A 26,059-nucleotide genomic window follows, 5' to 3' on the forward strand; every position below is an offset into this window, starting at 1 on the left:
CCATGGGCCTGAAGAACTATTTTGAGAAAATCGAGCATCACTTCACGCCGGGCGGCAAGCTGGAAAAGTGGTACCCGTTATATGAAGCCACCACTACGGTCTTCTACACGCCGGGCACGGTGACGCACGGCGCTTCGCACGTGCGTGACGCCATCGACCTGAAGCGCATGATGATCCTGGTGTGGATGGCGGTATTCCCGGCGATGTTCTGGGGCATGTACAACGTGGGGCAGCAGGCGATCCCCGCGCTGCACCAGATGTACAGCGGCGATCAGCTGCAACAGGTGCTGGCGGGCGACTGGCACTACGTGCTGGCGCAGTGGCTGGGCGCCTCGCTGGCGCCGGACGCCGGCTGGGTCAGTAAAATGGTGCTGGGGGCAACCTACTTTGTGCCGATTTACGCCGTGGTGTTTATCGTCGGCGGCTTTTGGGAAGTGTTGTTCTCCATCATCCGCAAGCATGAGATTAACGAAGGTTTCTTCGTCACCTCGATTCTGTTTGCGCTGATCGTACCGCCGACGCTGCCGCTGTGGCAGGCGGCGCTGGGGATTACCTTCGGCGTGGTGATTGCCAAAGAGATCTTCGGCGGCACCGGACGCAACTTCCTCAACCCGGCGCTGGCAGGGCGCGCGTTCCTGTTCTTCGCCTACCCGGCGCAGATTTCCGGCGATCTGGTGTGGACCTCGGCGGACGGCTTCTCCGGCGCAACCCCGCTGGCCCAGTGGAGCGCCGGCGGCGCGCAGGGCCTGAGCAACGTGGCGACCGGCCACTCCATCACCTGGATGGACGCCTTCCTCGGCAACATTCCCGGCTCTGTTGGTGAAGTCTCCACGCTGATGATCCTGATCGGCGGCGCGATTATCCTGTTTGCCCGCATCGCTTCCTGGCGCATCGTCGCCGGCGTGATGCTCGGCATGATCGCCACCGCCTATCTGTTTAACGCAATTGGCTCCGACACCAACCCGATGTTCGCCATGCCGTGGTACTGGCACATGGTGCTGGGCGGTTTCGCCTTCGGCATGATCTTTATGGCGACCGACCCGGTTTCCGCCGCCTTCACCAACAAAGGGAAGTGGTGGTACGGCATCCTGATCGGCGTGATGTGCGTGTTGATTCGCGTGGTCAACCCGGCCTATCCAGAAGGGATGATGCTGGCGATTCTGTTCGCCAACCTGTTCGCGCCGCTGTTCGATTATCTGGTGGTGCAGGCTAACATCAAGCGGAGAAAAGCCCGTGGCGAGTGAAGCAAAAAATGACAGCATCGGTAAAACGCTGCTGGTAGTACTGTTGCTGTGTCTGGTGTGTTCAGTGGTGGTGGCGGGCTCCGCCGTCGGCCTGAAGTCCAAACAGCAGGAGCAAAAGCTGCTGGATAAGCAGCGCAATATCCTGGACGTGGCGGGGCTGCTGCAGCCGGCGATGCCCGGCGAGCAGGTGAAGCAAATCTTCGACAAACGCATTGAGGCGCGGCTGGTGGATCTGAACAGCGGCGATTTCGTGCAGGGCGATGCGACATCGTTCGATCAGGCCGCAGCGCTGCGCGATAACGCCAAGAGCATCGCCTTGCCGGCGGCGCAGGATCCGGCGGGCATCAAGCGTCGCAGCAACCAGGCTGAAATTTACCTGGTGCGCGACGACGCCGGCGCGGTCAGCAAAATCGTGCTGCCGGTATACGGCACCGGCCTGTGGTCGATGATGTACGCCTTTGTCGCCGTCGACGGCGATGGCGACACGGTCAAAGGCATCACCTACTACGACCAGGGGGAAACCCCGGGGCTGGGCGGTGAGGTGGAAAATGCGTCCTGGCGCCAGCAGTGGGTGGGCAAGAAGCTGTTTGACGACAGCGGCAAGCCGGCCATCCGCGTGGTGAAAGGCGGCGCGCCCGCAGGGGATATTCATGGCGTGGACGCCCTGTCCGGCGCGACCCTGACCTCCAACGGCGTACAGCACACTTTTGATTTCTGGTTGGGCGAACATGGTTTTGGCCCGTTCCTGAAAAAAGTTCGTGAAGGAGCGCTGAAAAATGGCTGATTCCAAAGAGATTAAACGGGTCCTGCTGGGGCCGTTGTTTGACAACAACCCGATTGCCCTGCAGGTGCTGGGCGTCTGTTCCGCGCTGGCGGTGACCACCAAGCTGGAAACGGCGGTGGTGATGACCATTGCGGTCACGCTGGTGACGGCGTTCTCCAGTTTCTTTATTTCACTGATCCGTCATCACATTCCCAACAGCGTACGCATTATCGTGCAGATGGCGATTATCGCCTCGCTGGTGATCGTGGTTGACCAGGTGCTGCGCGCCTACGCGTTTGAAATCTCCAAACAGCTGTCGGTATTCGTCGGGCTGATCATCACCAACTGTATCGTGATGGGACGCGCCGAAGCCTATGCGATGAAGTCGCCGCCGATCGAAAGCTTTATGGACGGCATCGGCAACGGGCTGGGCTACGGCGTGATTCTGATCCTGGTCGGTTTCCTGCGTGAGCTGATCGGTTCCGGCAAGCTGTTCGGCGTGTCGGTGTTGGAAACGCTGCAGAACGGCGGTTGGTACATGCCGAACGGCCTGTTCCTGCTGGCGCCGAGCGCATTCTTTATTATCGGCCTGCTGATTTGGGCGCTGCGCACGCTGAAGCCTGCGCAGGTTGAAAAGGAGTAATCGGCGATGGAACATTATATCAGTCTGTTTGTCCGCGCCGTTTTCGTTGAAAACATGGCGCTGGCGTTCTTCCTCGGCATGTGTACCTTCCTCGCGGTGTCGAAGAAGGTCTCTACCGCCTTTGGTCTGGGGATTGCCGTCACCATCGTGCTGGGCATTGCGGTGCCGGCGAACAACCTGGTCTATAACCTGATTCTGCGCGACGGCGCGCTGATGGACGGTGTGGATCTGAGCTTCCTCAACTTCATCACCTTTATCGGGGTGATTGCGGCGCTGGTACAGGTTCTGGAGATGATCCTCGATCGCTTCTTCCCGTCGCTGTACAACGCCCTCGGCATCTTCCTGCCGCTGATTACCGTGAACTGCGCCATCTTCGGCGGCGTGTCCTTCATGGTGCAGCGTGACTACAACTTCGCGGAATCTGTGGTGTACGGCTTCGGCTCCGGCACCGGCTGGATGTTGGCGATTGTCGCGATGGCGGGGATCCGCGAGAAACTGAAGTATGCCGATGTGCCGGCAGGGTTACGCGGTCTGGGCATCACCTTTATTACCACCGGGCTGATGGCGTTGGGCTTTATGTCCTTCTCCGGGGTTCAGTTGTAATAACCCAGAGATAAAGGCGGAAAATTTATGGAAATTATTTTAGGCGTAGCGATGTTCACCTGCATCGTCATGGTGCTGGCGCTACTGATCCTGTTTGCCAAATCTAAACTGGTGAACACGGGCGACGTGGCCGTTGAAGTCAACGGAGACAAGGATAAAAGCTTCCACGCGCCGGCGGGGGACAAGCTGCTCAATATGCTGTCCGGTCAGGGGATTTTCGTCTCCTCGGCCTGCGGCGGCGGCGGCTCCTGCGGCCAGTGCCGGGTAGTGATCAAAGAAGGCGGCGGCGATATCCTGCCGACCGAACTGTCGCATATCACCAAGCGCGAAGCGAAAGAGGGCTGCCGCCTGGCCTGCCAGGTCAACGTGAAGCAGAATCTGAAAATCGAGCTGCCGGAGGAGATCTTCGGCGTGAAGAAATGGGAATGCGAAGTCATTTCCAATGACAACAAAGCGACCTTTATCAAAGAGCTGAAGCTGAAGATCCCGGACGGCGAAGACGTGCCTTTCCGTGCGGGCGGTTTTATTCAGATTGAAGCGCCGGCGCACGATATCGGCTATGCCGATTTTGACGTGCCGGAAGAGTACCGCGGCGACTGGGACAAGTTTAACCTGTTCCGCTACCGCTCCAAGGTTGACGACACCACGGTGCGTGCGTATTCCATGGCGAACTACCCGGATGAAAAAGGCATTATCATGCTGAACGTGCGTATCGCCACGCCGCCGCCGAACAATCCGGATGTGCCGCCGGGCATCATGTCGTCTTATATCTGGTCGCTGAAGCCGGGCGATAAGGTGACGATCTCCGGGCCGTTCGGCGAGTTCTTCGCCAAAGAGACCGACGCCGAGATGATCTTTATCGGCGGCGGCGCGGGTATGGCGCCGATGCGTTCGCATATTTTCGACCAGCTGAAACGCCTGCACTCGAAGCGCAAGATTACCTTCTGGTACGGCGCCCGCTCGCTGCGTGAAATGTTCTATGAAGATGACTTCAATCATCTGCAGGAAGAGAACGAAAACTTCACCTGGCACGTGGCGCTGTCGGATCCGCAGCCTGAGGATAACTGGACCGGCTACACCGGCTTTATCCACAACGTGTTGCTGGAGAACTACCTGAAGAACCATCCGGCGCCGGAAGACTGCGAGTTCTACATGTGCGGGCCGCCGATGATGAACGCCGCGGTGATCAAGATGCTGAAGGATTTGGGCGTTGAAGATGAAAACATCATGCTTGATGACTTTGGTGGCTAAATGCGCGCGTCAGCAATGAAAGGCTGGCTAACACTGGTGGCGCTTGGCGCCACCTTGTTATTAAGCGGATGCGGGCCGGCGCAGGTGAGCCTCGAGGGTAAAACCATGGGGACCTCCTATTCGATCCGCTATCTGCCCGGCGACGATACGCCGTCGGCCAGCGAGATACAGACGGAGATCGACAAACGTCTGGAGTTGGTAAACGACCAGATGTCGACCTACCGGCCGGATTCGGAACTAAGCCGCTTTAACCGCAGCCGCGCGGTCGATACGCCGTTTCCGGTGTCCGCCGCGACGGCGCAGGTGGTCAGCGAGGCGCTGCGTATTAACCGCGTGACCGACGGCGCGCTGGACGTCACCGTCGGGCCGCTGGTCAACCTGTGGGGCTTTGGCCCGGAAGGGCGCAGAACCCAGGTGCCGGAGGCCGCAGAACTGGCGCAGCGCCGCGCCTGGACCGGCATCGACAAGCTGGCGGTGCAGGGCAATGCGCTGGTGAAGCATATCCCGGAACTGTATGTTGACCTGTCGTCGATCGCCAAGGGGTACGGCGTCGACGTGGTGGTGAACTATCTGCAATCCCGGCAGGTGCGAAACTACATGGTGGATATCGGCGGCGAAGTACGCACCCGTGGTCTGAACGGCAAGGAGCAGCCGTGGCGGATTGCCATCGAGCGGCCCAGCGACGACGCGCAACAGCGCGCACAGCTGGTGATTCAGCCCGGCAATATGGCGATCGCCACTTCGGGCGACTATCGCAACTACTTCGAGCAGGACGGCGTGCGCTATTCGCATACCATCGATCCGCGCAGCGGCCGGCCGGTTGAGCACCGCCTGGCGTCGATTACCGTCATCAGCCCGACCTGTATGACCGCCGACGGCCTGTCGACCGGGCTGGACGTGATGGGGCCGGAACGCGGCATGGCGCTGGCCAACCTGCTCGGGATCCCGGTCTATATGATCGTGAAAACCGACGACGGTTTTGAAGAGCGCTATTCCGCAGCCTTTGAACCGTATATGAAGAAAATCCTGTGAGGCCGCTATGCTGACGGTATTTGTTGCCACCTTCGTGTTATTTCTGCTGATTATCGGCGGCATGTCGCTGGGCTATGTGTTTAAACGCAAAAGCCTGCAGGGCAGCTGCGGCGGCATCACCGCGCTGGGGATGGAGAAAGTCTGCGACTGCCCGGAACCCTGCGATGCGCGTAAAAAGCGCCTGGCGAAAGAGGCGCAGCGCCGGGAACAGTTGGAAAAGCACCGTATTTTATAGTCGTTGATATCATTCCGGGGCGCGGCTGACCGCGCCCTGATTTTTCTCCCGCCACCGTTGCGCCTGTTTGGGCGAATCCACCATTACCGCGTCTGCGCCTAATATCTGCGCCTGCCGGTAAGCCTGCGGCGAGTTGACGCCGAATAAGACAATCTGCGCCGGCCCTTGCGAGCGGAAACAGGCCATCGATTCATCGTCCCAACTGAGCTGTGCCTTGGAGCGTCCTTCGCCCAGCGTGTATTTTTCCACCACCTCGACTTCGCGCGTCAGTTCCAGCCCGTACCAGCGGGGCGCATTACCGTGCGGCTGCAGCTGGCAGCGGTGCGCCATGGTGACGTTAGCCAGCAGGCTGCGGGTTTCATCGCGGCTGACAAAGCGCGCAATCTGCGGCGGCAGCGCTTGCAGGTAACGGGCATCGGTGGAATAGACCCGGGTGCGCGTCAGCGCGTGCTGCGCTTCCAGCGTCGTCAGCAGCGCGCGGGCGAAGCGGGCCGGATCGGCGTCCGGCGACTTGATGTCCAGATAGAAGGTGGCGTGCGGAAAAGTTTGCAGCACCGTTGCCAGTCGGGGAATGCCGATGCCCTGCGCGCGGTACGGGTGGTTGCCGCTGCGGGCGTAGGCCCAGCCGGCATCCGTCTGCGCCAGCTGTTCGGCGCTGTAGGCGGAGACCGGGCCGCGGGTGTTAGTGAGTGCTTGCGTATCGGCGGGGCGATACAGCACGATGACGCCGTCTTTGGCCTGCTGCAGCGTGATCCACACGGCATCGGCGCCGTTGTCCAAGGCGCTGCGGATGGCCGGCAGGGTATTTTCCGGCGCGTCGGCGGTGCCGCCGCGGTGGGCGATAATCGCCGGCTGCGGCGCGGCAACGGCGTTCAACAGCGGGGTGCACAGCAGTAACAGCAGCGCGGGCAGAGCGCGTAGTGGCAACATAATAACCTTCCTGAATTTGACCTAGCGTTATCATACGGCTGAAAAATGACGCTTTTTTTACTCCCTGCCGCCTGTATTCAGATATTGCCCAGGCCCCGTATTGAGTACCGATAATTTTGCTGTATACTTATACAGTGTTACCGGAGGGCGCGATGCGTAAAATCATTCATGTCGATATGGATTGCTTCTTTGCCGCAGTGGAAATGCGCGACAATCCCAGCCTGCGGGATATTCCGCTGGCGATCGGGGGCAGTGCCGAACGGCGTGGCGTGATCAGCACCGCCAACTATCCGGCGCGTCGCTACGGCGTGCGCAGCGCGATGTCGACCGCGATGGCGCTGAAGCTGTGCCCGCAGCTGACGCTGCTGCCGGGGCGCATGGCGGCCTATAAAGAGGCCTCGCAGCATATTCGCCAGATCTTTGCGCGCTATACCTCGCTGATTGAACCGCTGTCGCTGGATGAAGCCTATCTGGACGTGACCGACAGCCCGCAATGCAACGGCTCGGCCACGCTGATGGCGGAAGCAATCCGGCAGGCCATTTTTGATGAACTGCAGCTCACCGCCTCGGCCGGCGTGGCGCCGATCAAGTTTCTTGCCAAGATCGCCTCCGATCTGAATAAACCTAACGGACAGTATGTGATCCCGCCGGCGCAGGTGGCGCCTTTTCTGCAGCAGTTGCCGCTTGGCAAAATTCCCGGCGTGGGTAAGGTGACCGCCAAGCGGCTGGAAGAATTGGGGCTGCACACCTGCGCCGACGTGCAGCGTTACGATCTGGCCGCGCTGTTAAAGCGCTTCGGCAAGTTCGGCCGGGTGCTGTGGGAGCGCAGTCAGGGGATTGACGAACGTCAGGTCTCCTCGGAGCGGCTGCGTAAATCGGTCGGCGTGGAACGCACGCTGGCAGAGGATATTCACGACTGGTCGCAGTGCGAGACGCTGATTGTCGACAAACTCTACCCCGAGCTGGAAGCGCGTCTGCGCAAAGTAAAACCCGATCTGCATATTGCCCGTCAGGGGGTGAAACTGAAGTTTCAGGATTTCCAACTGACCACGCAGGAGCACGTCTGGCCGGTGCTGAACCGGGAGGACTTGCTGGCGGTAGCGCAGCAGGTGTGGCGTGAGCGGCGTGAAGGGCGCGGCGTCCGGCTGGTGGGGTTGCACGTCACCTTACTGGATCCGCAGATAGAACGGCAGCTGCTGCTGCCGTGGGACGGTTAAGGGCCGGATGAACCCGGCCCTGATGCGTGCTTAGTCGCGCTCCGGGATGGCTTTCAGCAGTTCGGTCAGCAGCTGCCAGTACAGGCCGACGCTTTCGATCTGCACCTGTTCATCCGGCGAGTGCGGCCCGGTGATGGTCGGCCCGATAGAGACCATATCCATATCCGGATACGGCTTCTTGAACAGCCCGCACTCCAGACCGGCGTGGATCACCATGATGTTCGGCGTCTTGTTAAACAGGCGCTGATACAGTTCGCGCACCAGATGCATCACCGCTGAATCGGCGTCCGGCTGCCAGCCCGGGTAGCCGCCTTTCGGCACCACTTTGGCGCCCGCCAGCTGGCCCAGCGCGGTCAGCATGTCGACCACGTAGTCTTTGCCGCTGTCGATCAGCGAGCGGATCAGGCAGATGATTTCTGCTTCGCTGTCGCTGGTAGTGATCACACCGAGGTTCAGCGAGGTTTCCACCACGCCCTGCACCGCGTCGCTCATGCGGATTACGCCGTTTGGCGTGCCGTTCAGCAGTGCCAGGAAACGCTGCTGGCTGTCGGCGGTCAGCGCCTGCTGCGCGCTGTCGCTTGGCTCCAGCAGCACGGTGATGTTTTTCTCTTTTGCCGCCAGTTCGTTCTGCAGCGTCGCCAGGAACTCCTGGCTCAGCGCTTTCAACGCTTCAACCTGGTCCGCGGCGACCGCCACGGTGGCGAAGGCTTCACGCGGGATAGCGTTGCGCAGCGTGCCGCCGTTCAGCTCCAGCAGGCGCAGGCCGAGCTGCGAGGCGTGAGCGAACAGGAAGCGGGCCAGCAGCTTGTTGGCGTTGCCGAGACCCAGGTGGATATCCGCGCCGGAGTGGCCGCCTTTCAGGCCCTTGATGGTCAGTTTCAGCGTCTGATAACCGGCCGGCAGCGCTTCACGCTGCAGCGGCAGGGTGGTGATAAAATCAATCCCGCCGGCGCAGCCCATGTAGATCTCGCCTTCTTCTTCCGAATCGGTGTTGATCAGGATATCCGCCTGCAGCCAGTTCGGCTGCAGACCGAACGCGCCGTCCATGCCGGCTTCTTCGGTCATGGTCAGCAGCACTTCCAGCGGGCCGTGCTCAACGCTGTCATCCGCCAGCACCGCCAGCGCGGAAGCCATGCCGATGCCGTTGTCCGCGCCCAGCGTGGTGCCGCGCGCTTTGACCCATTCACCGTCGATATACGGCTGGATCGGATCTTTGGCGAAGTCGTGCACGGTGTCGTTGTTCTTTTGCGGCACCATATCCAGGTGCGCCTGCAGCGCGACCGGCTTACGGTTTTCCATGCCTTTGGTGGCAGGCTTGCGCAGCAGAATATTGCCGACCTGGTCGCGCTCGGCGTGCAGGTTTTTCTCTTTGGCCCAGTCGAGGATATGCTGCGCCAGCGCTTCTTCATGATAAGAAGGGTGCGGAATCGAGCAGATTTTGGCGAAAATGTCCCACAGCGGCTGTGGTGAAAGTTGAGACAATTCAGACACGTTGAGTCTCCTGTTGACGGCGCTTCCGGCTCAGACGGCGGAGGCCGTGCGGTTAAGTTAAGGGCAATGCCCGGCGGAGATAAACGCGTGGCCGGGGCGGCTGCCGTTAGCGTGGCTAGCTATGTGCCGCGTCGGCACGATAGTCAGAGAATATCATTTTATTTGCGCCGTTGCGCGTGCCGTATCACGCTGCATAATCGGTAAAAGGGCGCGGTTTTATAGGAAGTTGCCGGCTTTTTCAGCATGAATCGCCAGAGGCGGGCGGTAACGAATTCGCGATCAATTCCTCGGTTCAACTGGTATTCAGCGCGCCCAATCTCTATAATCTCGCGCAACCTTTTTTCCCCTGAACATTTAGTAAGCCGATTTTACACTGGCTGGGACACCTTTTATGAGCGAAAAATACGTTGTTACCTGGGATATGTTGCAAATGCAAGCGCGCAAACTGGCGCATCGCCTGCTGCCTGCCGAAAAATGGACCGGCATTATCGCGGTAAGCCGCGGCGGCCTGGTGCCGGCAGCGCTGCTGGCGCGTGAATTGGGGATTCGCCACGTCGATACCGTCTGCATTTCCAGCTATGACCACGACAACCAGCGTGAGATGAAAATCCTCAAGCGCGCTGAAGGTGACGGCGAAGGTTTCATCGTAGTTGACGATCTGGTGGATACCGGCGGCACCGCGAAAGCCATCCGCGACATGTACCCGAAAGCCCACTTCGTCACCATTTTCGCCAAGCCGGCCGGTCGCCCGCTGGTGGACGACTACGTGGTCGACATCCCGCAGGATACCTGGATCGAACAGCCTTGGGATATGGGCGTCAGCTTCGTCCCACCGATCGGCGGCCGCTAAGCGTCACGCTGTTGAAACGCCCGGTGATGCCGGGCGTTGGCATTTTCAGGCCTCCTGCCGCTTTATTTTTGTAAATTCCCGCCGTTTTTTCCCCTGCCGTCCGGCGCTTTTTTCCGCCGCTATTAGCGATAAACGGATTAGTTATCAGTGCGCTAGCGGGCGCTTTCGCCGCATTGATGCGTAAAATTAACGCATATTTAACAATGAGATAGTTTGGTTTCCGCCGCCGGAGTTAGGTACACTACAGGCAATCATCAGGCCGTTTTTCGCCTGCGCCAGATTTACGGAGGCTGTTGTTACCATGGCACAAGCCAACCTTTCTGAGATTTTATTCAAGCCCTCATTCAAGCACCGCGAGACGTCGACGCTGATTCAGCGTGCGCCGCACGCCCGCTCTGCCAGCATGCACTCGCCGCTGGAAGGCGACACCGCCAATAACTGGTACCGCATGCTGAACCGCCTGCTGTGGTCGTGGCGCGGCGTGGACGCGGTGGAGATTGTCGAGGTGCTGTCACGCATTGCGGCCTCCGCGGCGGAACACAGCGACGAGCGCCTGCTCGATACCGTGGTGGGCTACCGCAACGGCAACTGGATTTACGAGTGGGTGCATCAGGGCATGCAGTGGCAGCAGCGCGCGCTGGAACAGCAGGACCCGCTGCAGGCGGGCAGGCACTGGCTGCGTGCCGCCAACTTTTACAGCATCGCCGGCTATCCGCACCTGAAGGGCGACGAGCTGGCAGAGCAGGCCGAAGTACTGGCCAACCGCGCCTATGAAGAGGCGGCGCTGCTGCTGCCTTATCAGCTGAAGGAGCTGGAGTTCAAGATTGAAGGCGGCAGCCCGATTACCGGCTTCCTGCATATGCCGGAGCAGGGCAAGGCGCCGTTCCCGACGGTGCTGATGTGCGGCAGCCTCGATACGCTGCAGACCGACTACCACCGCCTGTTTAACGATTATCTGGCCCCGCTGGGCATTGCGATGCTGACCATCGATATGCCGTCAATCGGCGCCTCCTCCAAATGGAAACTGACGCAGGATTCCAGCTTCCTGCACCAGCAGGTGCTGAACCAGCTGCCCGGCGTACCTTGGGTCGACCATCAACGGGTGACCGCCTTCGGCTTCCGCTTTGGCGCCAACGTGGCGGTGCGGCTGGCGTATCTGGAACCGCAGCGCCTGCGCGGCGTAGCCTGCCTGGGCCCGGTGGTGCACGGTATTTTGTGCGATGCCCGCAACCAGCAGCAGGTGCCGGACATGTATATGGACGTGCTGGCCAGCCGGATGGGCATGGCCGACGCTTCCGATAATGTGCTGAAAATGGAACTGAACCGCTACTCACTGAAAATGCAGGGCCTGCTCGGCCGTCGCTGCTACACGCCGATGCTGTCCGGCTATTGGGAGCAGGACCCGCTCAGTGCAAAAGCGGAGTCGCAGCTGATTGCCTCCTCGTCGCTGGACGGCAAACTGCTGGCGATTCCACGCGCGCCGGTTTACCGCAGCTTCCACAAGGCGCTGCAGCAGATGAGTAGCTGGCTGAATGACAAAATGCGTTAAAGAGTTGCTAATTTTTAACAGTTTGTTAAAAAGAGGGGTCTACATTAAGGAGGTTGCAGTATGACGTTACCGAGTGGTCACCCTAAAAGCCGACTAATGAAACGATTTGCCAGCTTGGGGCCGTACCTGCGTGAAGGGCAATGTGAGAACGACCGGTTTTTCTTTGACTGTCTGGCCGTATGCGTCAACGTGAAACCCGCGCCGGAGAAGCGAGAGTTCTGGGGTTGGTGGATTGAGCTGCAGGCGGATGATGCACGTTTTACCTATACTTATCAGTTCGGGCTGTTTAATAAAGAAGGCGTATGGCAGCCGGAAAAGATTAAAGATGCTGAAGTAAAAGACAAGCTGGAAACCACGCTGCGGGATTTCCATCAGCGTTTGGCGGAGCTGCTGAACGGGATGGAACTGTCGCTGGAACCTGCCGACGATTTTAACGAGCAGCCGATCAAACTTTCTGCTTAGGCGGTTTCCCCGGCAATTGCACTGAATTCGCGTTGTGCCTGTTGGCATAACGCGTCTCTCCTGTTACAAAGTCCTCTGCATTTCTTCTTTTTCAACGGCGAATAATTATGAACGGCAGCCAGACATTGGTTGTGAAATTGGGCACCAGCGTGTTGACCGGCGGATCGCTGCGTCTGAACCGAGCCCATATTGTCGAGCTGGTGCGCCAGTGCGCACAGCAACATGCTGCGGGTCACCGCATTGTTATTGTCACTTCCGGGGCGATTGCCGCCGGGCGTGAGCACCTGGGCTACCCTGAACTGCCCGCCACCATCGCCTCTAAACAGCTGCTGGCGGCAGTAGGGCAGAGCCGCCTGATCCAACTGTGGGAACAGCTGTTTTCGATCTACGGCATCCACGTCGGGCAGATGCTGCTGACGCGCGCCGATCTGGAAGACCGCGAACGTTTCCTCAACGCGCGCGATACCATGAATGCGCTGCTGGATAACCGCATCGTGCCGGTGATCAATGAGAACGACGCGGTTGCCACCGCAGAGATCAAAGTCGGCGACAACGACAACCTGTCGGCGCTGGCGGCGATCCTGGCCGGCGCGGACAAACTGCTGCTGCTGACCGACCAGCCGGGCCTGTTCACCGCCGACCCGCGCAACAACCCGCAGGCGGAGCTGATTCGCGAAGTGCACGGCATTGATGATGCGCTGCGGGCGATTGCCGGCGACAGCGTTTCCGGCCTTGGCACCGGCGGAATGGGCACCAAGCTGCAGGCGGCAGACGTAGCCTGCCGGGCGGGCATCGACGTGGTGATCGCCGCCGGCGGCAAGCCGGGCGTGGTGGCCGACGTGATTGACGGCCATCCGGTGGGCACCCGCTTCCACGCGCTGGAAGCCCCGCTGGAGAACCGTAAACGCTGGATCTTCGGCGCACCGCCGGCCGGCGAGATCACCGTGGATGACGGCGCCGTCGATGCCATTATGGCGCGTGGCAGCTCGCTGCTGCCGAAGGGCATCCGCGAGGTGAAGGGCGACTTTTCCCGTGGCGAAGTGATCCGTATCCGCAACCTGGCGGGGCGCGATCTGGCCCACGGCGTCAGCCGCTACAACAGCGATGCCATGCGCATGATCGCCGGGCACCATTCACAGCAAATCAGTGACATTCTCGGTTATGAATACGGCCCGGTGGCCGTGCACCGCGACGATATGATCGTAAGTTAAGGAGTAAGCATGCTCGAGCAGATGGGGAAGGCCGCCAAGCAGGCCTCCTGGCAACTGGCGGTGCTCAGCACGGCGAAAAAAAATCAGGTGTTGTCGGTGATGGCCGACAGACTGGAAGCCGACAGCGACATCATTTTACAGGCTAACCAACAGGATATGGCGCAGGCGCGAGCCAGCGGGATGAGCGAAGCCCTGCTGGACCGCCTGTTGCTGACGCCGGCGCGCCTGACGGCGATCGCCAACGACGTACGGCAGGTGTGCCGCCTGAACGATCCGGTCGGCCAGGTGCTGGACGGCAACCTGCTGGACAGCGGGCTGAAGCTGGAGCGTCGGCGCGTGCCGCTGGGCGTGATCGGCGTGATTTATGAGGCGCGGCCCAACGTCACCATCGACGTTGCCAGCCTGTGCCTGAAAACCGGCAATGCGGTGATCCTGCGCGGCGGTAAAGAGACGCATCACACCAATCAGGCGACGGTTAAGGTAATCCAGCAGGCGCTGGAGCAGTGCGGCCTGCCGGCGGCGGCGGTACAGGCGATCGACAGCCCGGACCGGGCGCTGGTGAACGAACTGCTGCGGATGGATCGCTACGTCGATATGCTGATCCCGCGCGGCGGCGCCGGCCTGCACAAGCTGTGCCGCGAGCAGTCCACCATTCCGGTGATTACCGGCGGTATCGGCGTGTGCCATATCTATGTTGATGACAATGTGGATTACGACAAGGCGCTGACGGTGATTGAGAACGCCAAAATTCAGCGCCCCAGCGCCTGTAACTCGGTGGAGACGCTGCTGGTGAACCGCAGCATTGCCGACAGCTTCCTGCCGGCGCTCAGCGCCCGGATGGCGGCGGCCGGCGTGACGCTGCACGCCAGCGACAGCGCGATGCCGCTGCTGCAGGGCGGTCCGGCGCAGGTAACTGCGGTGAAGGCGGAAGATTACGAAGACGAATGGCTGTCGCTGGATCTGAACGTGACGCTGGTGGACGATATCGACCAGGCGATTGACCATATCCGCAGCCACGGCACTCACCATTCCGACGCTATCCTGACGCGTTCGCTGAGCAACACCGAGTACTTTGTCCGTGCGGTGGACTCCTCGGCGGTTTACGTGAACGCCAGCACCCGCTTTACCGACGGCGGCCAGTTCGGCCTGGGCGCGGAAGTGGCGGTCAGCACGCAGAAACTACACGCCCGCGGCCCGATGGGGCTGGACGCGCTGACCACCTATAAGTGGATTGGCTACGGCGACGATCTGGTGCGCGGCTGACGCGTAGCGAGCGGGTAACCAAGTCGGCGGGGCGCAGCATGCTGCGCCCCGTTTATTTCTGCCGCCCGCGACGGATTTAGCCCACAATAAGTATACGGTTGATGAGATATTCAGCGAACGATTAGCCGCCTATTGACTCATCGCCAGCTTTTGCATAAGTTGTTCAACGCACGCCGATCTGCCCGCAGATCCACCTCCCAAAGCCGATATAGCTCAGTTGGTAGAGCAGCGCATTCGTAATGCGAAGGTCGTAGGTTCGACTCCTATTATCGGCACCATATTCCTGCATAAAATCATTAAGTTATCGTTTCGGCGTTTTGCTTTGTTCAGCACCAAAGTGCGTTTTCGTGTTGGGTGGCAAAAGCAAATGCGTCAGCGATTCATAGGCAAGATCAACATGTCACCACATTGCAAGTTTGACGAGCAGTGCTCTGGCTGATAAAGAATGTGATTTCAAAGGTTGGTTGCTGAAACGCTTGGTCAGTACTCACTGTTGTTTGCCAGCATGGCTGAGTCTGCTGTGCGCCAGAAACGGACGTTGATACCTTAAGCCACTCAATAATCTCCATCCCGGTAACAGTGGGTTAGTCAATATCTTCAGCAGGACTGAATGTACGTGCTAAATAGCTGCGCCTAATACCGCTCCACTTTTGCCAGGCCATGTTTTCCTCCGGGGAATGGGCTGGCGGTTTCCATAAAATGCCGTACCTTTTTCAGCAGTTGCCACATTGAACGGCATTGATGGTTGCGCGTTATCGTGTTGTGCAACGCCTGCCATAACCGCTCAACGTGATTCACCCACGGCGAGTAAACCGGCTGATAAATCACCCTGAACTTCGGGTTCTCCTTCAGCCAGCGCTGGGTTTCCCGGCTTTTGTGGATAATGTAGTTGTCCACGATCAGCGTGATGGTTTTCGCCCGCCGGTACGTCGCTTTAAGCCGCTTCAGCAGGCTGATGAACAGCGCCGAACTTTTGCTGTTGCCGCCCACGTAGCTGACTTTGCCCGTGCCGCAGTGCAGTGCTCCGGCCAGATAGTATTTTTCGTTCTGTCCCGGCGTCACCACGCGTTTTTGCTGCCCGCGTAGCTGCCAGTCCGCACCGATTTTGGGATTAAGATGGATATCCACCTCATCTTCATAAAATACCGGATGCTCTGCGCTGCATTCGTCCAGTGCTTTGTGGATTGCCGCCATCTTTTCATCCTTATGCGGGTCACGGATACGCAGAGTTGGCGCGGCCCTGCGCCATACCATCCCGGCCGATGGCAGCCAGCGGCGAAGGGTCCCGGCATGTAACTGACATCCGGTTATCTCATTGATTTTTATTGCCAGCAATTCGGTACTCCAGCGTGAACGCTGATAGCCAAAATCACCGGGAGTGTGTTTTATCAACTCACGTAATAACGTGCAGATATGCTCAAAAGGCCAGCGACGGGAACGCCCTGCGGGGAGTGATTTGAGGCCTTCAACACCTGACTGCGTGAACCAGTTAATCCAGCGTCCGACGGAGGAACGGGCACAGCAGAGCGTTCTGGCAACGTCGATGACGCGGTCACCCCGATGTAGCATCAGCATGGCAGTCAGCCTGCGGGCATAATTTTTATCGTGCGTTTTATGGATTGCTTTCTGCATCAGGCGTCGTTCGTCACGGGGAATAGGTGCTATGATCGGCATCGCTCAGTCCGGTTAGTGATTTGGGATATTCAGCGATTGATCAGATCGCACAATCCGGACTGAGTTCCCTCAAAGTGATCTACTATTCCGCGCAGCTATTTAGATTCATAAGTCAGGATGATAAATTGGGGATGACCGATGTTCTATATTTCAGAAGTAATCAAAGGTGATTCTGAGTTAGATTGTCTGGTGAGTGAGCTTGATGCTTTTCAAAGAGAGCTGTATCCAGATGAAAGTAATCACTGTCTGAATTTTTCCAGTGTCAGTGATAATAAACTGCGATGTGTAATTGCACGAGATAAGTATGGAGTTCCGGCAGGTTGCGGCGCTTTACTCCTTCAGGAAGAAGGCTTTGGTGAGGTGAAACGGGTTTATATTCGTCCAGAATATAGAGGGCGTAAACTCGGAGAGCAAATTGTTACATCTCTTGAAAGTCTCGCGTTAGAAAATACTTGCCATCAATTACGCCTTGAAACAGGTATTCATCAGCAACCTGCTATAGCTCTATATCGCCGGTGCGGATATGTGGTTTGTGAGGCGTTTCCCCCTTATATCGCAGATCCTTTAAGTGTTTTCATGTACAAGAATATACAACTAACTTTATGAGATACACGGGATCCGTTATAACGTCTGCTCCTCGCATAACAGACGAGTCACCTTCTTGATTGCCAACTTCAGCAGATCTTTATATCAGAGTCGCATCGTATTGAATTGCATCCACAACCATAAGTATTTCCTATCCTCACGACAGTTTCCAGACAGACACCGCTGAGATGGCTACTGCTGTCAGTGGTTGTCTGTGCTTTTAGATATCAAGAACACATTAACGTCGCTTAATGAGCACTCCTCGTCCGATGCGTCATTTTGCGTGATTACTTCGTACTTATTCCCATTTTTATCATGAAATACAAAGTGATAAATCTGTGTGTATTCTCCTTTGTCATGTTTCTCGATAGCCAGCAGTTTGGATTCTGTTTTTGCCTCGTCAATATCTGCGATATCAACAATTTTTTCATTTTTCATCCAGACTTCAGCCATGTTCATCGGCCATGATGTACAGCCGGGAGATGCTGCCCCGGCGGAGATGGTGAACATCAGCCCGGCGATCAGTAAAAGCTTATTCATAGGATCACCTCGAGGTATCTGTCGTTGCTTGCCCATATTTCCTGTCGTGTTCGTAGTGGCATTATAATGCAACCGGTAGATGCTGTCCCTGGTCGGGCAATGCTATCACCATGAATCAAGAAGCCAGCTCGCCCGAACATTTCATTTGATGGGCACGGTTGCAGGCGAATGGAATATTTTCCTGTGGTGGGATGATGAAATGGGCGTCCGGTGATGATGTATTTTCCCCTCGGCAAGGGACCAACGTTGGTCACGTTCTGAAGCTCTGGATTGTTCTTTCCTTTATCCGCGCCCGCATACCCAATACTAACCAATTTTCCATTTCTAGATAATTTTCCTGTGCTTTGCTGATAAACCCAAGCCATATCAATATCCCTTTAAGTATAACCATGTTAAATACGAGCATAGTTCCATGTCTTAGATATCTTGCCATAGATTCTTGATGTTTCCTTTCTCTGCTTTAATAAATGTGCCATAGATCAAAGTATACATGATGTAACAGTGGGTTATAATTCTCGATAATATAAACTAGTCATGATGTTTTTATTATGAATAATAATTAATATGACTGTTCTTATGTGTTTTTTATGGTGTAAATATATTGGTTTTCTAGTTGTTTTTATAGATAAGATAAGGAAGTATTAACGAACTATGCTGCGACGTAGTTGTGAATTATTTGGTTGGTGAATGCAAGAAATTATCAGGAGGTTTTCTTAAGTGATTAAATATCCTTCTTTATTCGTTTTACTTGTATTTCTAACGGGATGTGCTGGCGATAGGCTTACTTTTCATCAAGAAGGGGATGCTACTGTAGATAAAAACCGTATATGTATAACTTCTTCTCCTGGGGATACACTGGAGTATTACTCATTAAGCTCATCAGAAAATAATCATAAAAAGCCACTGGCAATGGAGGACGGTATCGTAAGGCGATATCCTGATACTTGTATTCCCTTACCATTGAAGGGGGGTACGAATTATGAGCTGCTCTACGTGCTTAGCGGTCAGTATTACAGATTTGAATTTATAACCGATGACCATAAAAAGGTAACAAAAACTTATAGTAAACCGTGACGTATATGTTGTCCGAATGATAATTGGATATATCATTTTTGTGTCGGTGCTATTGGTGAAGTTACCGGCGTTTAACGTATAGCTGCCACTGCCCTGAAAGGGTTATCATAAGGAAGAGGCAATTAATGAAAGAGTTTTTTATTATATGCTCCATTTTACTTCTCTCTGGTTGCCCTGGTTCTGGCGATCGTTTACCGGAAACGCTATACGCAGATGTTAAGATAGAGGGTAACGCACCATGCGTATTATACCCTGTTAATTTAGGCGATCGCATTACCTCAATTCAAATTACTAGCGAAAAAGAGGCGTCATTTAGGAAACTGTTTGATGATGTCCCTTTTAGAATTGTGAGTGGTCAATGCTTACCTACGTTTGGTTATCACTTCAAAAATGATAGGAACTACGTTGTCTATTATGGCTTGGATAACGATAAGTCGAAACGGCAAAAATTGATTCAAGCTAACTTTTACATCGGTAATTTAAATTATGCCGTCAATTAATATCATGATGGAGGAAATATTCCGTAGGCTAGATGAGTAAAGTATATAATACCATTAGCGAACAGTCGTCAGTTGCTTTCAAAGAATCATGGAGGACGCAATGAAAGAAAAAATAAAACTATACGTTATGTGTCGCTATTGGTTGTATGCACATTTATCGTTTGTTTGTCCTGGATGTTGCTACGTCCGATTGAGATTATAGTAGTCCATAAAAATGACAACTTCAGCGATGTCTTGGTAACTAATTTCCCTTTAACAGATAAAGGTAAAATAAACTGGTGGTTGGAGAATAAGGATAAGTTAAGTAAAAACTATGGTATACCTAACCCATCCCTTGATTCTGGACGTTTCTCCATTACTTTTTGGGATTTTGGCGACGGCTATAAAAAGAAAGAAAAATACGACAGGATTTGTTTTCCTGAGATGAAGACAGATGTGAACTGCATTGAAAAAGATGCCGTACTTATTGTTAGCAATAACCGTGCTGGGAGCGTATTTTTCACCGTGGATAATGGGCGCTATATGGTGAAAGGTAATGGCGATATTGTGAAAACGAAAGGGTGGTAAAACGATTTTTTACGTCATGGACTTGACCTGGAGAGTGGTTTTTAACGGAATGAAATTAATGAATAAAAAGCTGCTCTATATACCGGCAATGATTACTTGTCTCCTTGTTGGGTCTTTCGTTTGGCTCTCGCTGTGTACGGTTGAAATTGTCGCAGTTTATGAGAATGATAATTTTAGCGATGTTTTGGTCAAGGACTTTCCTCTCACGGACCGTGGAAAAATAGACTGGTGGCTGAATAATAAAGATATGCTAAAGGAGCGCTATAGTATTCCCAAACCGGCAAGCTATGGTAGTTTTACCATAACTTTTTGGGATTTTGGCAGCGGCTATAAAGAGGAAGGGAAGTATGACAGGCTGTGTTTTGATGCCAGGAAAGCCAAGGATAATTGTATTGATAAGAACGCGGTGTTTTCCGTAAGACAGATAAAAAATTATCGTACGTTATTGATTACATATGACGGCCGCTATTTACTGCAAGATAACGGAGATGTGGTCAACGTTGAGCGTGAGTAATAGCGATGCCTATTGCATCTATAAAGGTCGGTTTGGCAGCCAGCAAGACTCTGCATCATCGTGGCGCCACCCGGCACGTTTGCCGAAGGGTAGGCACTTTCGCCCTGAGGTTGGCGTGTATCGTGCACAATCAGAGATAAAATACGCCCATTAGGCGCGAGCAGGGGTGTTGTTTCAGTCCTTCATTCTCTTCATATCCCGGTACTTTGACGGCGGCAGCTTATAATTCCTTGAAAATACTCTGGTAAACGTCTGCTGTGAATCAAAACCGTATTTACAAACAATGTCGATAATCGGGGCGTTGGTTTCAACAAGCTCCTTTTCTGCCAGTGCTAACCTTTTCTCCCTTATATATTTTCCAATACTGATTTTTTGCACCTGAGAAAAAATACGCTGCAGGTGCCATTTGGAATACCCGGCCCGGGATGCCACATCCTCAATTCGCAGGGGTTTATGAATGTTTGAGTCAATCCACAGGGTTATTTCTTCGATGATGTCTTCTGTTTTTATCATGATTTCACCCTTGATAGCCGCTGTCCTGACCAGGCGCTCGGCGCGTCTTCTCCTGCCATGGCGTTCAGTGCGCGGGGCCATGTGCTGAACCACTCAGTTAGGCCCATCGGGGCGGTATGAGTTTGATTATCTGCGCACGTTTTTCAATATGTGATATACACCGCCGCAAAAAATGCCAGCCAGTTCCGGTTTGTTGGCGATAGGGAAAGAATATCAATTATCATTATTGTTAGTAACGGGGCTAAAATGATTGCATCTATGAATGGCTTTCATGAGTGTTGTAAATAAGGAAACCGCTAATGCTGAAAGAGAACTTCAACGAACTGCAGAGCTTTCTTGTGGTTGCCAGGGAGAGAAGTTTTACCAAGGCGGCCGCTAAGCTTGGGGTTTCGCAGTCCGCGCTCAGCCATGCGATGAAGGCGCTGGAAGCGCGGTTGAATATACGCCTGCTGACCCGGACCACCCGCAGCGTTGCGCCAACGGAAGCCGGCGAAAGAATCATTGCCTGTCTGGAACCACGCATTACCGATCTGGAGCAGGAGCTGGAGGCGCTGATTCAGCTCAACGGCACCGCCTCCGGGAATATCCGCCTGTCGGCGGGGGAGCATGCCGCACGCAGCCTGGTGTGGCCAAAGCTGAAACCGTTCCTTCGGGAATATCCGCAAATCAATGTCGAACTGGTGGTGGATAATGGCTTTGTCGATGTTGTCGCCGGGCGTTACGATGCCGGCGTGCGGCTTGGTGAAAGCGTCGATAAGGACATGGTTGCGGTGAAAATAGGGCCGGATATGCGTCTGGCGGTCGTCGGCGCGCCGGAGTATTTTGCGGCCAAGCGCATTCCGCAGACGCCGCATGAGCTTCAGCATCATCGATGCATCAATATGCGCCTGCCCACCGCCGGCGGTCTGTATCACTGGGAGTTTGAAAAGGACGGGAAGCCGCTGCGCGTCAGGGTTGAAGGGCAGCTGACGTTGAATCTGCTGTCGGAAAGGATGGATGCGGTGCTGTCGGGATTCGGCCTTGCCTGTGTGCCAGAGGATATGGTGCAGGAGCAGGTTGCATCCGGGGAACTCGTCCAGGTTCTGCAGGATTGGTGCCCCTCATTTCCGGGGTATTATCTGTATTATCCCAGCCGTAAGCAGCATCCGCCCGCCTTTGCGTTGATGATAGATGCGCTGCGCTATTCGGAGTAACCGGCCTGTGGTGTGCCGCAAGCCGGTTTAAGCCTTACCGGCCGACCCGAGCCTGCAGCGCGGCGGGGTAGCGCTCGCCGACGATTTTCACCGTCTCCAGCGCCTGGGACATTTTGCGCAAATCGTCCTGAGACAGGATGATGGCGGCAGCCCCCAGGTTCTCCTCCAGCCGGTGCAGTTTTGTGGTGCCGGGGATGGGTGCAATCCACGGTTTTTGCGCCAGTAGCCACGCCAGCGCAATCTGCGCCGGGGTCGCACCTTTTTCTGCGGCAAGTTCGCCCAGCAGCGTGAGCAGTTTTTCATTGGCTTCAATCGCTTCTGCCGTAAAGCGCGGTACTTTGCTGCGGAAATCGTCCGCGCCGAACGTCGTCCCGGCGGTGATGGCGCCGGTCAGGAAGCCCTTGCCTAACGGACTGAACGGCACAAAGCCAATTCCCAATTCTTCCAGCAGCGGCAGGATTTCCTGCTCGGGTTCACGCCACCACATTGAGTATTCGCTCTGCAGGGCGGTGACCGGCTGGACGGCATGCGCACGGCGAATGGTTTGCGCTCCGGCTTCGGAAAGGCCAAAGTGTTTGACCTTGCCTTCGGCAATCAGATCTTTCACCGTGCCCGCCACGTCTTCGATCGGGACGTCGGGATCGACGCGGTGCTGGTACAGCAGATCAATCACCTCAGTGTTGAGGCGGCGCAGTGAACCTTCCACCGCTTCACGGATGTGTTCCGGGCGGCTGTTTAAAATCTGCTGCTTGTTATCATCACCAAAGGTAAAGCCAAATTTAGTGGCGATAACCACCCGATCGCGCAGCGGCTTCAGGGCTTCGCCCACCACCTCTTCATTCAGGTACGGGCCATAGACTTCAGCGGTATCGAAGAAAGTCACGCCGCGCTCAACGGCGGCGCGAATCAGTTCGACGGCCTGACGGGTATCGGTCGCCGGGCCATAGCCGTAGCTCAGCCCCATGCAACCCAGTCCTAATGCCGACACTTCCAGGCCGGATTTACCAAGATAACGTTTTTGCATCGATAACTACCTCTTCTGTGGCGGAATTAAACGTCGAGTTTACGATTGGTCAGCCATTCCACTCTGGCCGGGTCATGGCGTGAGAAGAACGCGTTGCTTGCGGTATCAAGAGCGGTAATCTGCAGCATCTCTTCGGGGTTGAGCGCAACATCGAGGACGTTGATATTTTCTTCCATGCGCGCATGCTGATAGGCTGCCGTCGTATCGTTCAGGCTTTCGATGGCGTCAGTAACGGCGCGCTCTCATTCGGCGGCATTTGTGATCGGGTACACGCCAAAGCCCGGCAGAGGCATATCAATATTGTTGTGCAGTTTTACTGTTTGCATGGCGTTACCCTTTCAGCGTGGAGTGGAAAGAGCATAACGCAGAGGGATTTATTTGATTAGATGGGGCAATTCGCTAGGGTTGATTAGAGGAATTCATTAATCTTGTCTGAACCTTGCTACGGCGTTTTTTCCTGCAGAGGCCGGGTAATCTGAACTTTATTCAGCGCTGAGAGGAGCGGCTCTGTCTTTCTGTCTCCAACACTGAAAACACCGGCCGATATGCCAGTGTTTTCAGTTTGTTATAAATTAGCCTGAGACCAGCCTCCATCTGCCGTCGTCTTTGATAAACTGTAACGGACTTATTGATTTTGATGTGCCTACCAGCGGCATTTTTGTTTCCATTTCGACTTCGCAGTTGTATTTCTTATCCCCTGATTTGGAACAGGATATTTTTCTGGCAGAAATAAGAGAGACTCTGTTTTCTTCTTTTTTTGCAATCTCACCAACGAGTTCTTCACGTTGTTTATTACTCTCGTCGAATGATGCTTGTATCGCTTTGGTGATATCGCTCTCTGAAGGTTCTGATGAACAGCCGGATAACAAAAAAGCCGTCCCCAATATGGCGGCGCTAATTATTTTATTCATTGAATATTCCCTTTTTTTATGATGCTTTTGGATTTATTGATATTTTAAATGGCTACTGTCAATCCTGATGCATAGCCTGTCGTAGTATACTTGCTGTTAAACGTTTTTCACCGTGTTTTTTTTCTGCGCTGTGGTTATTAATTTTATCTATGGCTTATAGTCTGATTGTTTTATTTTTCATGGTCGCCGGTAACGGATTCATATAATATGCTGCGGATGGTTGATATATGAATGCTATATCTATTTTCCGCAGAACCGCTGACGCGTACCGGCGACGGCGAAGAACAAACGTAAGGACCCGCGGTTGAGCACCTTGTTCAGCCCATTTTTATGGAGATCTCACCGTTATGCATCGCCTCAAGCGCCCTGGCCGTGTCGGCCGTTATCTGCTGATTTTTTTCACACTGCTGGTGCTGTGTCCGCTGGCCTATAGCTGGCTGATGGCGCGCTTTGGCTACGGTGCGCCGCCGGCGCAGCGTACGGCGGCAGAGCAGGTTGACCAGGTGCTGATTCGCAAGGCGTCGCGTACGCTGAGCCTGCTGAAGGACAACCGGGTGGTCGCCAGTTACCCTATTGCACTAGGGGGAGCGGCAGACGGCGGGGCGAAAACGCGCGAGGGCGATCGGAAAACGCCGGAAGGCGATTACACCATCGATTGGCGCAACTCCCGCTCCAAGTATTTTCTCAGCCTGCATATCTCTTACCCGGATGCTGACGATATCGCGCAGGCCAAAGCGGGCGGTTATTCGCCTGGCAGCCATATTATGATCCACGGACAGCCCAACGGCTGGGGATGGCTGGCGCCGTTGCTGCAGCGTATGGACTGGACCGATGGCTGTATCGCAGTGACCAACGCCGAAATGCAGGACGTGTGGTCGCGGGTGCCGGCCGGTACGCCGGTACGTATTGAGCCGTAAACCAGCGGGGGCCTGCGGCGCTCCTTTGCCCGGTGACGAAAAATCTTGCCGGCTGTGGCATGATAGCGCGGATAACTTTGGAATCAGGGGATGAATGTGAAACCGGTCACGCTATACGATGTTGCAGCGCATGCGGGCGTCTCTTATCAGACCGTCTCCCGCGTGGTTAACCAGGCCAACCACGTTTCCGCCAAAACCCGTGAGAAAGTCGAGGCCGCAATGGCGGCGCTCAATTATATCCCCAACCGCGTCGCTCAGCAGCTGGCGGGCAAGCAGATGCCGCTGATCGGCGTCGTCACCGCCAACCTGGCGCTGCATGCGCCGTCGCAAATCGTTGCCGCCATTAAGTCCCGTGCCGATCAGGCCGGCGCCAGCGTGGTGATCGGCATGGTCGAACGCAGCGGCGTGGAGGCGTGCCGGGCGGCGGTGCATAACCTGCTGACGCAGCGGGTCAACGGGCTGATTATCAACTACCCGCTGGATGAAGACGATGCGCTCGCCGTTGCCAAGGCCTGCGGCAACGTGCCGGTGGTGTTCCTCGATGTTTCCGATAGCTACCCCGTTAACAGCATTATTTTCTCCCATGACGACGGCGCGCGGCTGGGGGTCGAACATCTGCTGCAGCACGGTCATCAACGCATAGCGCTGCTGGCGGGGCCGCGTTCTTCCATCTCGGCGCGGCTGCGGCTGGCGGGCTGGCATAAGTATCTGGCGCAGCATCAGCTGCAGCCCGTTGCGGAAATTGAAGGCGACTGGAGTGCGATGTCCGGTTTTCAACAGACGTCGCAGATGCTGAACGATGGCACATTGCCCACGGCGATGCTGGTCGCCAACGATCAGATGGCGCTGGGGGCGATGCGCGCGATAAGCGAGTTCGGCCTGCGCGTCGCGGCTGATATTTCGTTGATTGGCTATGACGATACTGAAGACAGCTCCTGCTATATCCCGCCGCTGACTACTATCAAGCAGGACTTCCCGCAGCTGGGGCTGAGCAGCGTCGACAGATTGCTGCAACTCTCCCGTGGCGAGTCCGTCATCGGCAACCAACTGCTGCCGGTCACGCTGGTCAAACGTAAAACCGTCCTGCCGTTCAACGCACAGGCCTCTTCACCGCAGGCGTTGGCCGAATCGCTGCTGCAGCTTGCGCGGCAGGTTTCACGTCTGTAAGCGCACGGTCGTGCGCTGTGGCGAAGCGCTCACATTTTTTCACCAAATGGCGCCATTAATGTGAGTCGGCTCACTCATTAAACAGCTACTCCTTTACAGAAATTGCCCCGTCTCCGTATGTTCTTTATCAATTGTG

At 55.6% G+C, this 26,059-nt stretch carries 29 protein-coding genes, 1 tRNA gene and 1 pseudogene; 22 read left to right on the forward strand and 9 right to left on the reverse strand.

Features of this window, described 5'->3' with window-relative positions:
- The first annotated feature begins 2 nt into the window (after positions 1-2).
- From CLM71_RS04415 to nqrM, 7 genes are read left to right on the forward strand one after another with little or no spacing between them, the layout of a single operon-like run.
- The gene (locus CLM71_RS04415) at positions 3-1,244 is read left to right on the forward strand and encodes an NADH:ubiquinone reductase (Na(+)-transporting) subunit B (RefSeq protein WP_105229924.1); all 1,242 of its coding nucleotides are present in this window, start codon (positions 3-5) and stop codon (positions 1,242-1,244) included.
- Complete coding sequence (locus tag CLM71_RS04420; RefSeq protein ID WP_105229925.1) at positions 1,234-2,028, forward strand: Na(+)-translocating NADH-quinone reductase subunit C; 795 nt, start codon at positions 1,234-1,236, stop codon at positions 2,026-2,028. Before CLM71_RS04415 ends, CLM71_RS04420 begins: the two co-directional genes overlap by 11 nt.
- Positions 2,021-2,650 (forward strand): NADH:ubiquinone reductase (Na(+)-transporting) subunit D, encoded by a 630-nt coding sequence (locus CLM71_RS04425; RefSeq protein ID WP_105229926.1) that lies wholly within the window; start codon positions 2,021-2,023, stop codon positions 2,648-2,650. Before CLM71_RS04420 ends, CLM71_RS04425 begins: the two co-directional genes overlap by 8 nt.
- Before the next feature lie 6 nt (positions 2,651-2,656).
- Positions 2,657-3,253: an NADH:ubiquinone reductase (Na(+)-transporting) subunit E gene (gene nqrE, locus CLM71_RS04430; RefSeq protein WP_105229927.1), complete on the forward strand. Its 597-nt coding sequence runs from the start codon at positions 2,657-2,659 to the stop codon at positions 3,251-3,253.
- 27 nt (positions 3,254-3,280) lie between these two features.
- Complete coding sequence (gene nqrF / locus CLM71_RS04435) at positions 3,281-4,504, forward strand: NADH:ubiquinone reductase (Na(+)-transporting) subunit F (RefSeq protein WP_105229928.1); 1,224 nt, start codon at positions 3,281-3,283, stop codon at positions 4,502-4,504.
- Positions 4,505-5,536, forward strand: a complete 1,032-nt coding sequence (locus tag CLM71_RS04440; protein ID WP_105229929.1) for an FAD:protein FMN transferase — start codon at positions 4,505-4,507, stop codon at positions 5,534-5,536.
- A 7-nt stretch (positions 5,537-5,543) separates the two neighbouring features.
- Complete coding sequence (nqrM, locus tag CLM71_RS04445) at positions 5,544-5,771, forward strand: (Na+)-NQR maturation NqrM (protein WP_105229930.1); 228 nt, start codon at positions 5,544-5,546, stop codon at positions 5,769-5,771.
- 9 nt (positions 5,772-5,780) lie between these two features.
- On the opposite strand, the gene CLM71_RS04450 is transcribed toward nqrM, so the two are convergent.
- A complete protein-coding gene (locus CLM71_RS04450; RefSeq protein ID WP_105229931.1) occupies positions 5,781-6,701 on the reverse strand; it encodes a glycerophosphodiester phosphodiesterase family protein in 921 nt (306 codons plus the stop codon).
- A 152-nt stretch (positions 6,702-6,853) separates the two neighbouring features.
- Here CLM71_RS04450 and dinB point away from each other — a divergent pair, with 152 nt between their 5' ends.
- Positions 6,854-7,918 carry a DNA polymerase IV gene (dinB, locus tag CLM71_RS04455; RefSeq protein WP_105229932.1) on the forward strand — a complete coding sequence of 355 codons (1,065 nt, stop codon included), beginning with the start codon at positions 6,854-6,856 and terminating at the stop codon, positions 7,916-7,918.
- A gap of 30 nt (positions 7,919-7,948) precedes the next feature.
- Here dinB and pepD read toward each other — a convergent pair whose 3' ends face one another.
- A complete protein-coding gene (gene pepD / locus CLM71_RS04460; RefSeq protein WP_105229933.1) occupies positions 7,949-9,409 on the reverse strand; it encodes a beta-Ala-His dipeptidase in 1,461 nt (486 codons plus the stop codon).
- 391 nt (positions 9,410-9,800) lie between these two features.
- Here pepD and gpt point away from each other — a divergent pair, with 391 nt between their 5' ends.
- From gpt to CLM71_RS04490, 6 genes are all read left to right on the forward strand, one after another.
- Positions 9,801-10,259 (forward strand): xanthine phosphoribosyltransferase, encoded by a 459-nt coding sequence (gene gpt, locus CLM71_RS04465; RefSeq protein ID WP_105229934.1) that lies wholly within the window; start codon positions 9,801-9,803, stop codon positions 10,257-10,259.
- A 301-nt stretch (positions 10,260-10,560) separates the two neighbouring features.
- Complete coding sequence (gene frsA / locus CLM71_RS04470) at positions 10,561-11,808, forward strand: esterase FrsA (protein WP_105229935.1); 1,248 nt, start codon at positions 10,561-10,563, stop codon at positions 11,806-11,808.
- 60 nt (positions 11,809-11,868) lie between these two features.
- A complete protein-coding gene (gene crl / locus CLM71_RS04475; protein ID WP_105229936.1) occupies positions 11,869-12,270 on the forward strand; it encodes a sigma factor-binding protein Crl in 402 nt (133 codons plus the stop codon).
- Between the two features lie 107 nt (positions 12,271-12,377).
- Positions 12,378-13,481: a glutamate 5-kinase gene (gene proB / locus CLM71_RS04480; protein WP_105229937.1), complete on the forward strand. Its 1,104-nt coding sequence runs from the start codon at positions 12,378-12,380 to the stop codon at positions 13,479-13,481.
- Between the two features lie 9 nt (positions 13,482-13,490).
- The gene (gene proA / locus CLM71_RS04485; RefSeq protein WP_105229938.1) at positions 13,491-14,744 is read left to right on the forward strand and encodes a glutamate-5-semialdehyde dehydrogenase; all 1,254 of its coding nucleotides are present in this window, start codon (positions 13,491-13,493) and stop codon (positions 14,742-14,744) included.
- Between the two features lie 202 nt (positions 14,745-14,946).
- Positions 14,947-15,022 (forward strand) — tRNA-Thr (locus tag CLM71_RS04490).
- 355 nt (positions 15,023-15,377) lie between these two features.
- Here CLM71_RS04490 and CLM71_RS04495 read toward each other — a convergent pair.
- Positions 15,378-16,418 carry an IS630 family transposase gene (locus tag CLM71_RS04495; protein ID WP_004966524.1) on the reverse strand — a complete coding sequence of 347 codons (1,041 nt, stop codon included), beginning with the start codon at positions 16,416-16,418 and terminating at the stop codon, positions 15,378-15,380.
- A gap of 138 nt (positions 16,419-16,556) precedes the next feature.
- Here CLM71_RS04495 and CLM71_RS04500 point away from each other — a divergent pair, with 138 nt between their 5' ends.
- Entirely contained in the window at positions 16,557-17,024 is a 468-nt protein-coding gene (locus CLM71_RS04500) for a GNAT family N-acetyltransferase (RefSeq protein WP_105229939.1), read from the forward strand.
- A gap of 180 nt (positions 17,025-17,204) precedes the next feature.
- Here the strand turns inward: CLM71_RS04500 and CLM71_RS04505 are convergent, their stop codons facing one another.
- Positions 17,205-17,543: a hypothetical protein gene (locus tag CLM71_RS04505; RefSeq protein ID WP_105229940.1), complete on the reverse strand. Its 339-nt coding sequence runs from the start codon at positions 17,541-17,543 to the stop codon at positions 17,205-17,207.
- Positions 17,540-17,908, reverse strand: coding sequence for a tlde1 domain-containing protein (locus CLM71_RS04510; RefSeq protein WP_105229941.1), 369 nt, complete (start codon positions 17,906-17,908; stop codon positions 17,540-17,542). The genes CLM71_RS04505 and CLM71_RS04510 overlap by 4 nt, the downstream gene beginning before the upstream one ends.
- A 352-nt stretch (positions 17,909-18,260) precedes the next feature.
- Between CLM71_RS04510 and CLM71_RS23860 the strand changes: the two genes are divergently transcribed.
- From CLM71_RS23860 to CLM71_RS04525, 4 genes are all read left to right on the forward strand, one after another.
- On the forward strand, positions 18,261-18,617 hold the full coding sequence (locus CLM71_RS23860; RefSeq protein WP_158684782.1) for a putative T6SS immunity periplasmic lipoprotein: 357 nt from the start codon (positions 18,261-18,263) through the stop codon (positions 18,615-18,617).
- A gap of 125 nt (positions 18,618-18,742) precedes the next feature.
- The gene (locus CLM71_RS04515; protein WP_105229942.1) at positions 18,743-19,117 is read left to right on the forward strand and encodes a putative T6SS immunity periplasmic lipoprotein; all 375 of its coding nucleotides are present in this window, start codon (positions 18,743-18,745) and stop codon (positions 19,115-19,117) included.
- Positions 19,118-19,237: 120 nt separating this feature from the next.
- Positions 19,238-19,684 carry a DUF943 family protein gene (locus tag CLM71_RS04520; RefSeq protein WP_234008646.1) on the forward strand — a complete coding sequence of 149 codons (447 nt, stop codon included), beginning with the start codon at positions 19,238-19,240 and terminating at the stop codon, positions 19,682-19,684.
- Between the two features lie 49 nt (positions 19,685-19,733).
- Positions 19,734-20,198: a DUF943 family protein gene (locus CLM71_RS04525; protein ID WP_105229944.1), complete on the forward strand. Its 465-nt coding sequence runs from the start codon at positions 19,734-19,736 to the stop codon at positions 20,196-20,198.
- 174 nt (positions 20,199-20,372) lie between these two features.
- Here the strand turns inward: CLM71_RS04525 and CLM71_RS04530 are convergent, their stop codons facing one another.
- Complete coding sequence (locus CLM71_RS04530) at positions 20,373-20,711, reverse strand: helix-turn-helix domain-containing protein (RefSeq protein ID WP_105233218.1); 339 nt, start codon at positions 20,709-20,711, stop codon at positions 20,373-20,375.
- Positions 20,712-21,010: 299 nt separating this feature from the next.
- Between CLM71_RS04530 and CLM71_RS04535 the strand changes: the two genes are divergently transcribed.
- Positions 21,011-21,904 (forward strand): LysR family transcriptional regulator, encoded by an 894-nt coding sequence (locus CLM71_RS04535; protein WP_105229945.1) that lies wholly within the window; start codon positions 21,011-21,013, stop codon positions 21,902-21,904.
- A gap of 34 nt (positions 21,905-21,938) precedes the next feature.
- Here the strand turns inward: CLM71_RS04535 and CLM71_RS04540 are convergent, their stop codons facing one another.
- The 3 genes and pseudogenes from CLM71_RS04540 to CLM71_RS23865 form a co-directional block, all read right to left on the reverse strand.
- Positions 21,939-22,928, reverse strand: a complete 990-nt coding sequence (locus CLM71_RS04540) for an aldo/keto reductase (protein WP_105229946.1) — start codon at positions 22,926-22,928, stop codon at positions 21,939-21,941.
- A 26-nt stretch (positions 22,929-22,954) separates the two neighbouring features.
- A pseudogene (locus CLM71_RS24090) lies at positions 22,955-23,107 on the reverse strand (aldo/keto reductase); the annotation flags it as partial.
- A 393-nt stretch (positions 23,108-23,500) separates the two neighbouring features.
- Positions 23,501-23,839, reverse strand: a complete 339-nt coding sequence (locus CLM71_RS23865; protein ID WP_145961157.1) for a hypothetical protein — start codon at positions 23,837-23,839, stop codon at positions 23,501-23,503.
- Between the two features lie 347 nt (positions 23,840-24,186).
- Between CLM71_RS23865 and CLM71_RS04550 the strand changes: the two genes are divergently transcribed.
- Together CLM71_RS04550 and CLM71_RS04555 are read left to right on the forward strand one after the other, a co-directional pair.
- A complete protein-coding gene (locus CLM71_RS04550) occupies positions 24,187-24,756 on the forward strand; it encodes a murein L,D-transpeptidase family protein (RefSeq protein ID WP_105229947.1) in 570 nt (189 codons plus the stop codon).
- Positions 24,757-24,852: 96 nt separating this feature from the next.
- Entirely contained in the window at positions 24,853-25,923 is a 1,071-nt protein-coding gene (locus CLM71_RS04555) for a LacI family DNA-binding transcriptional regulator (RefSeq protein WP_105233219.1), read from the forward strand.
- Positions 25,924-26,059 lie beyond the last annotated feature (136 nt).

It is taken from the genome of Serratia sp. MYb239, from assembly GCF_002966855.1.
GTDB lineage: Bacteria > Pseudomonadota > Gammaproteobacteria > Enterobacterales > Enterobacteriaceae > Serratia_B > Serratia_B rhizosphaerae.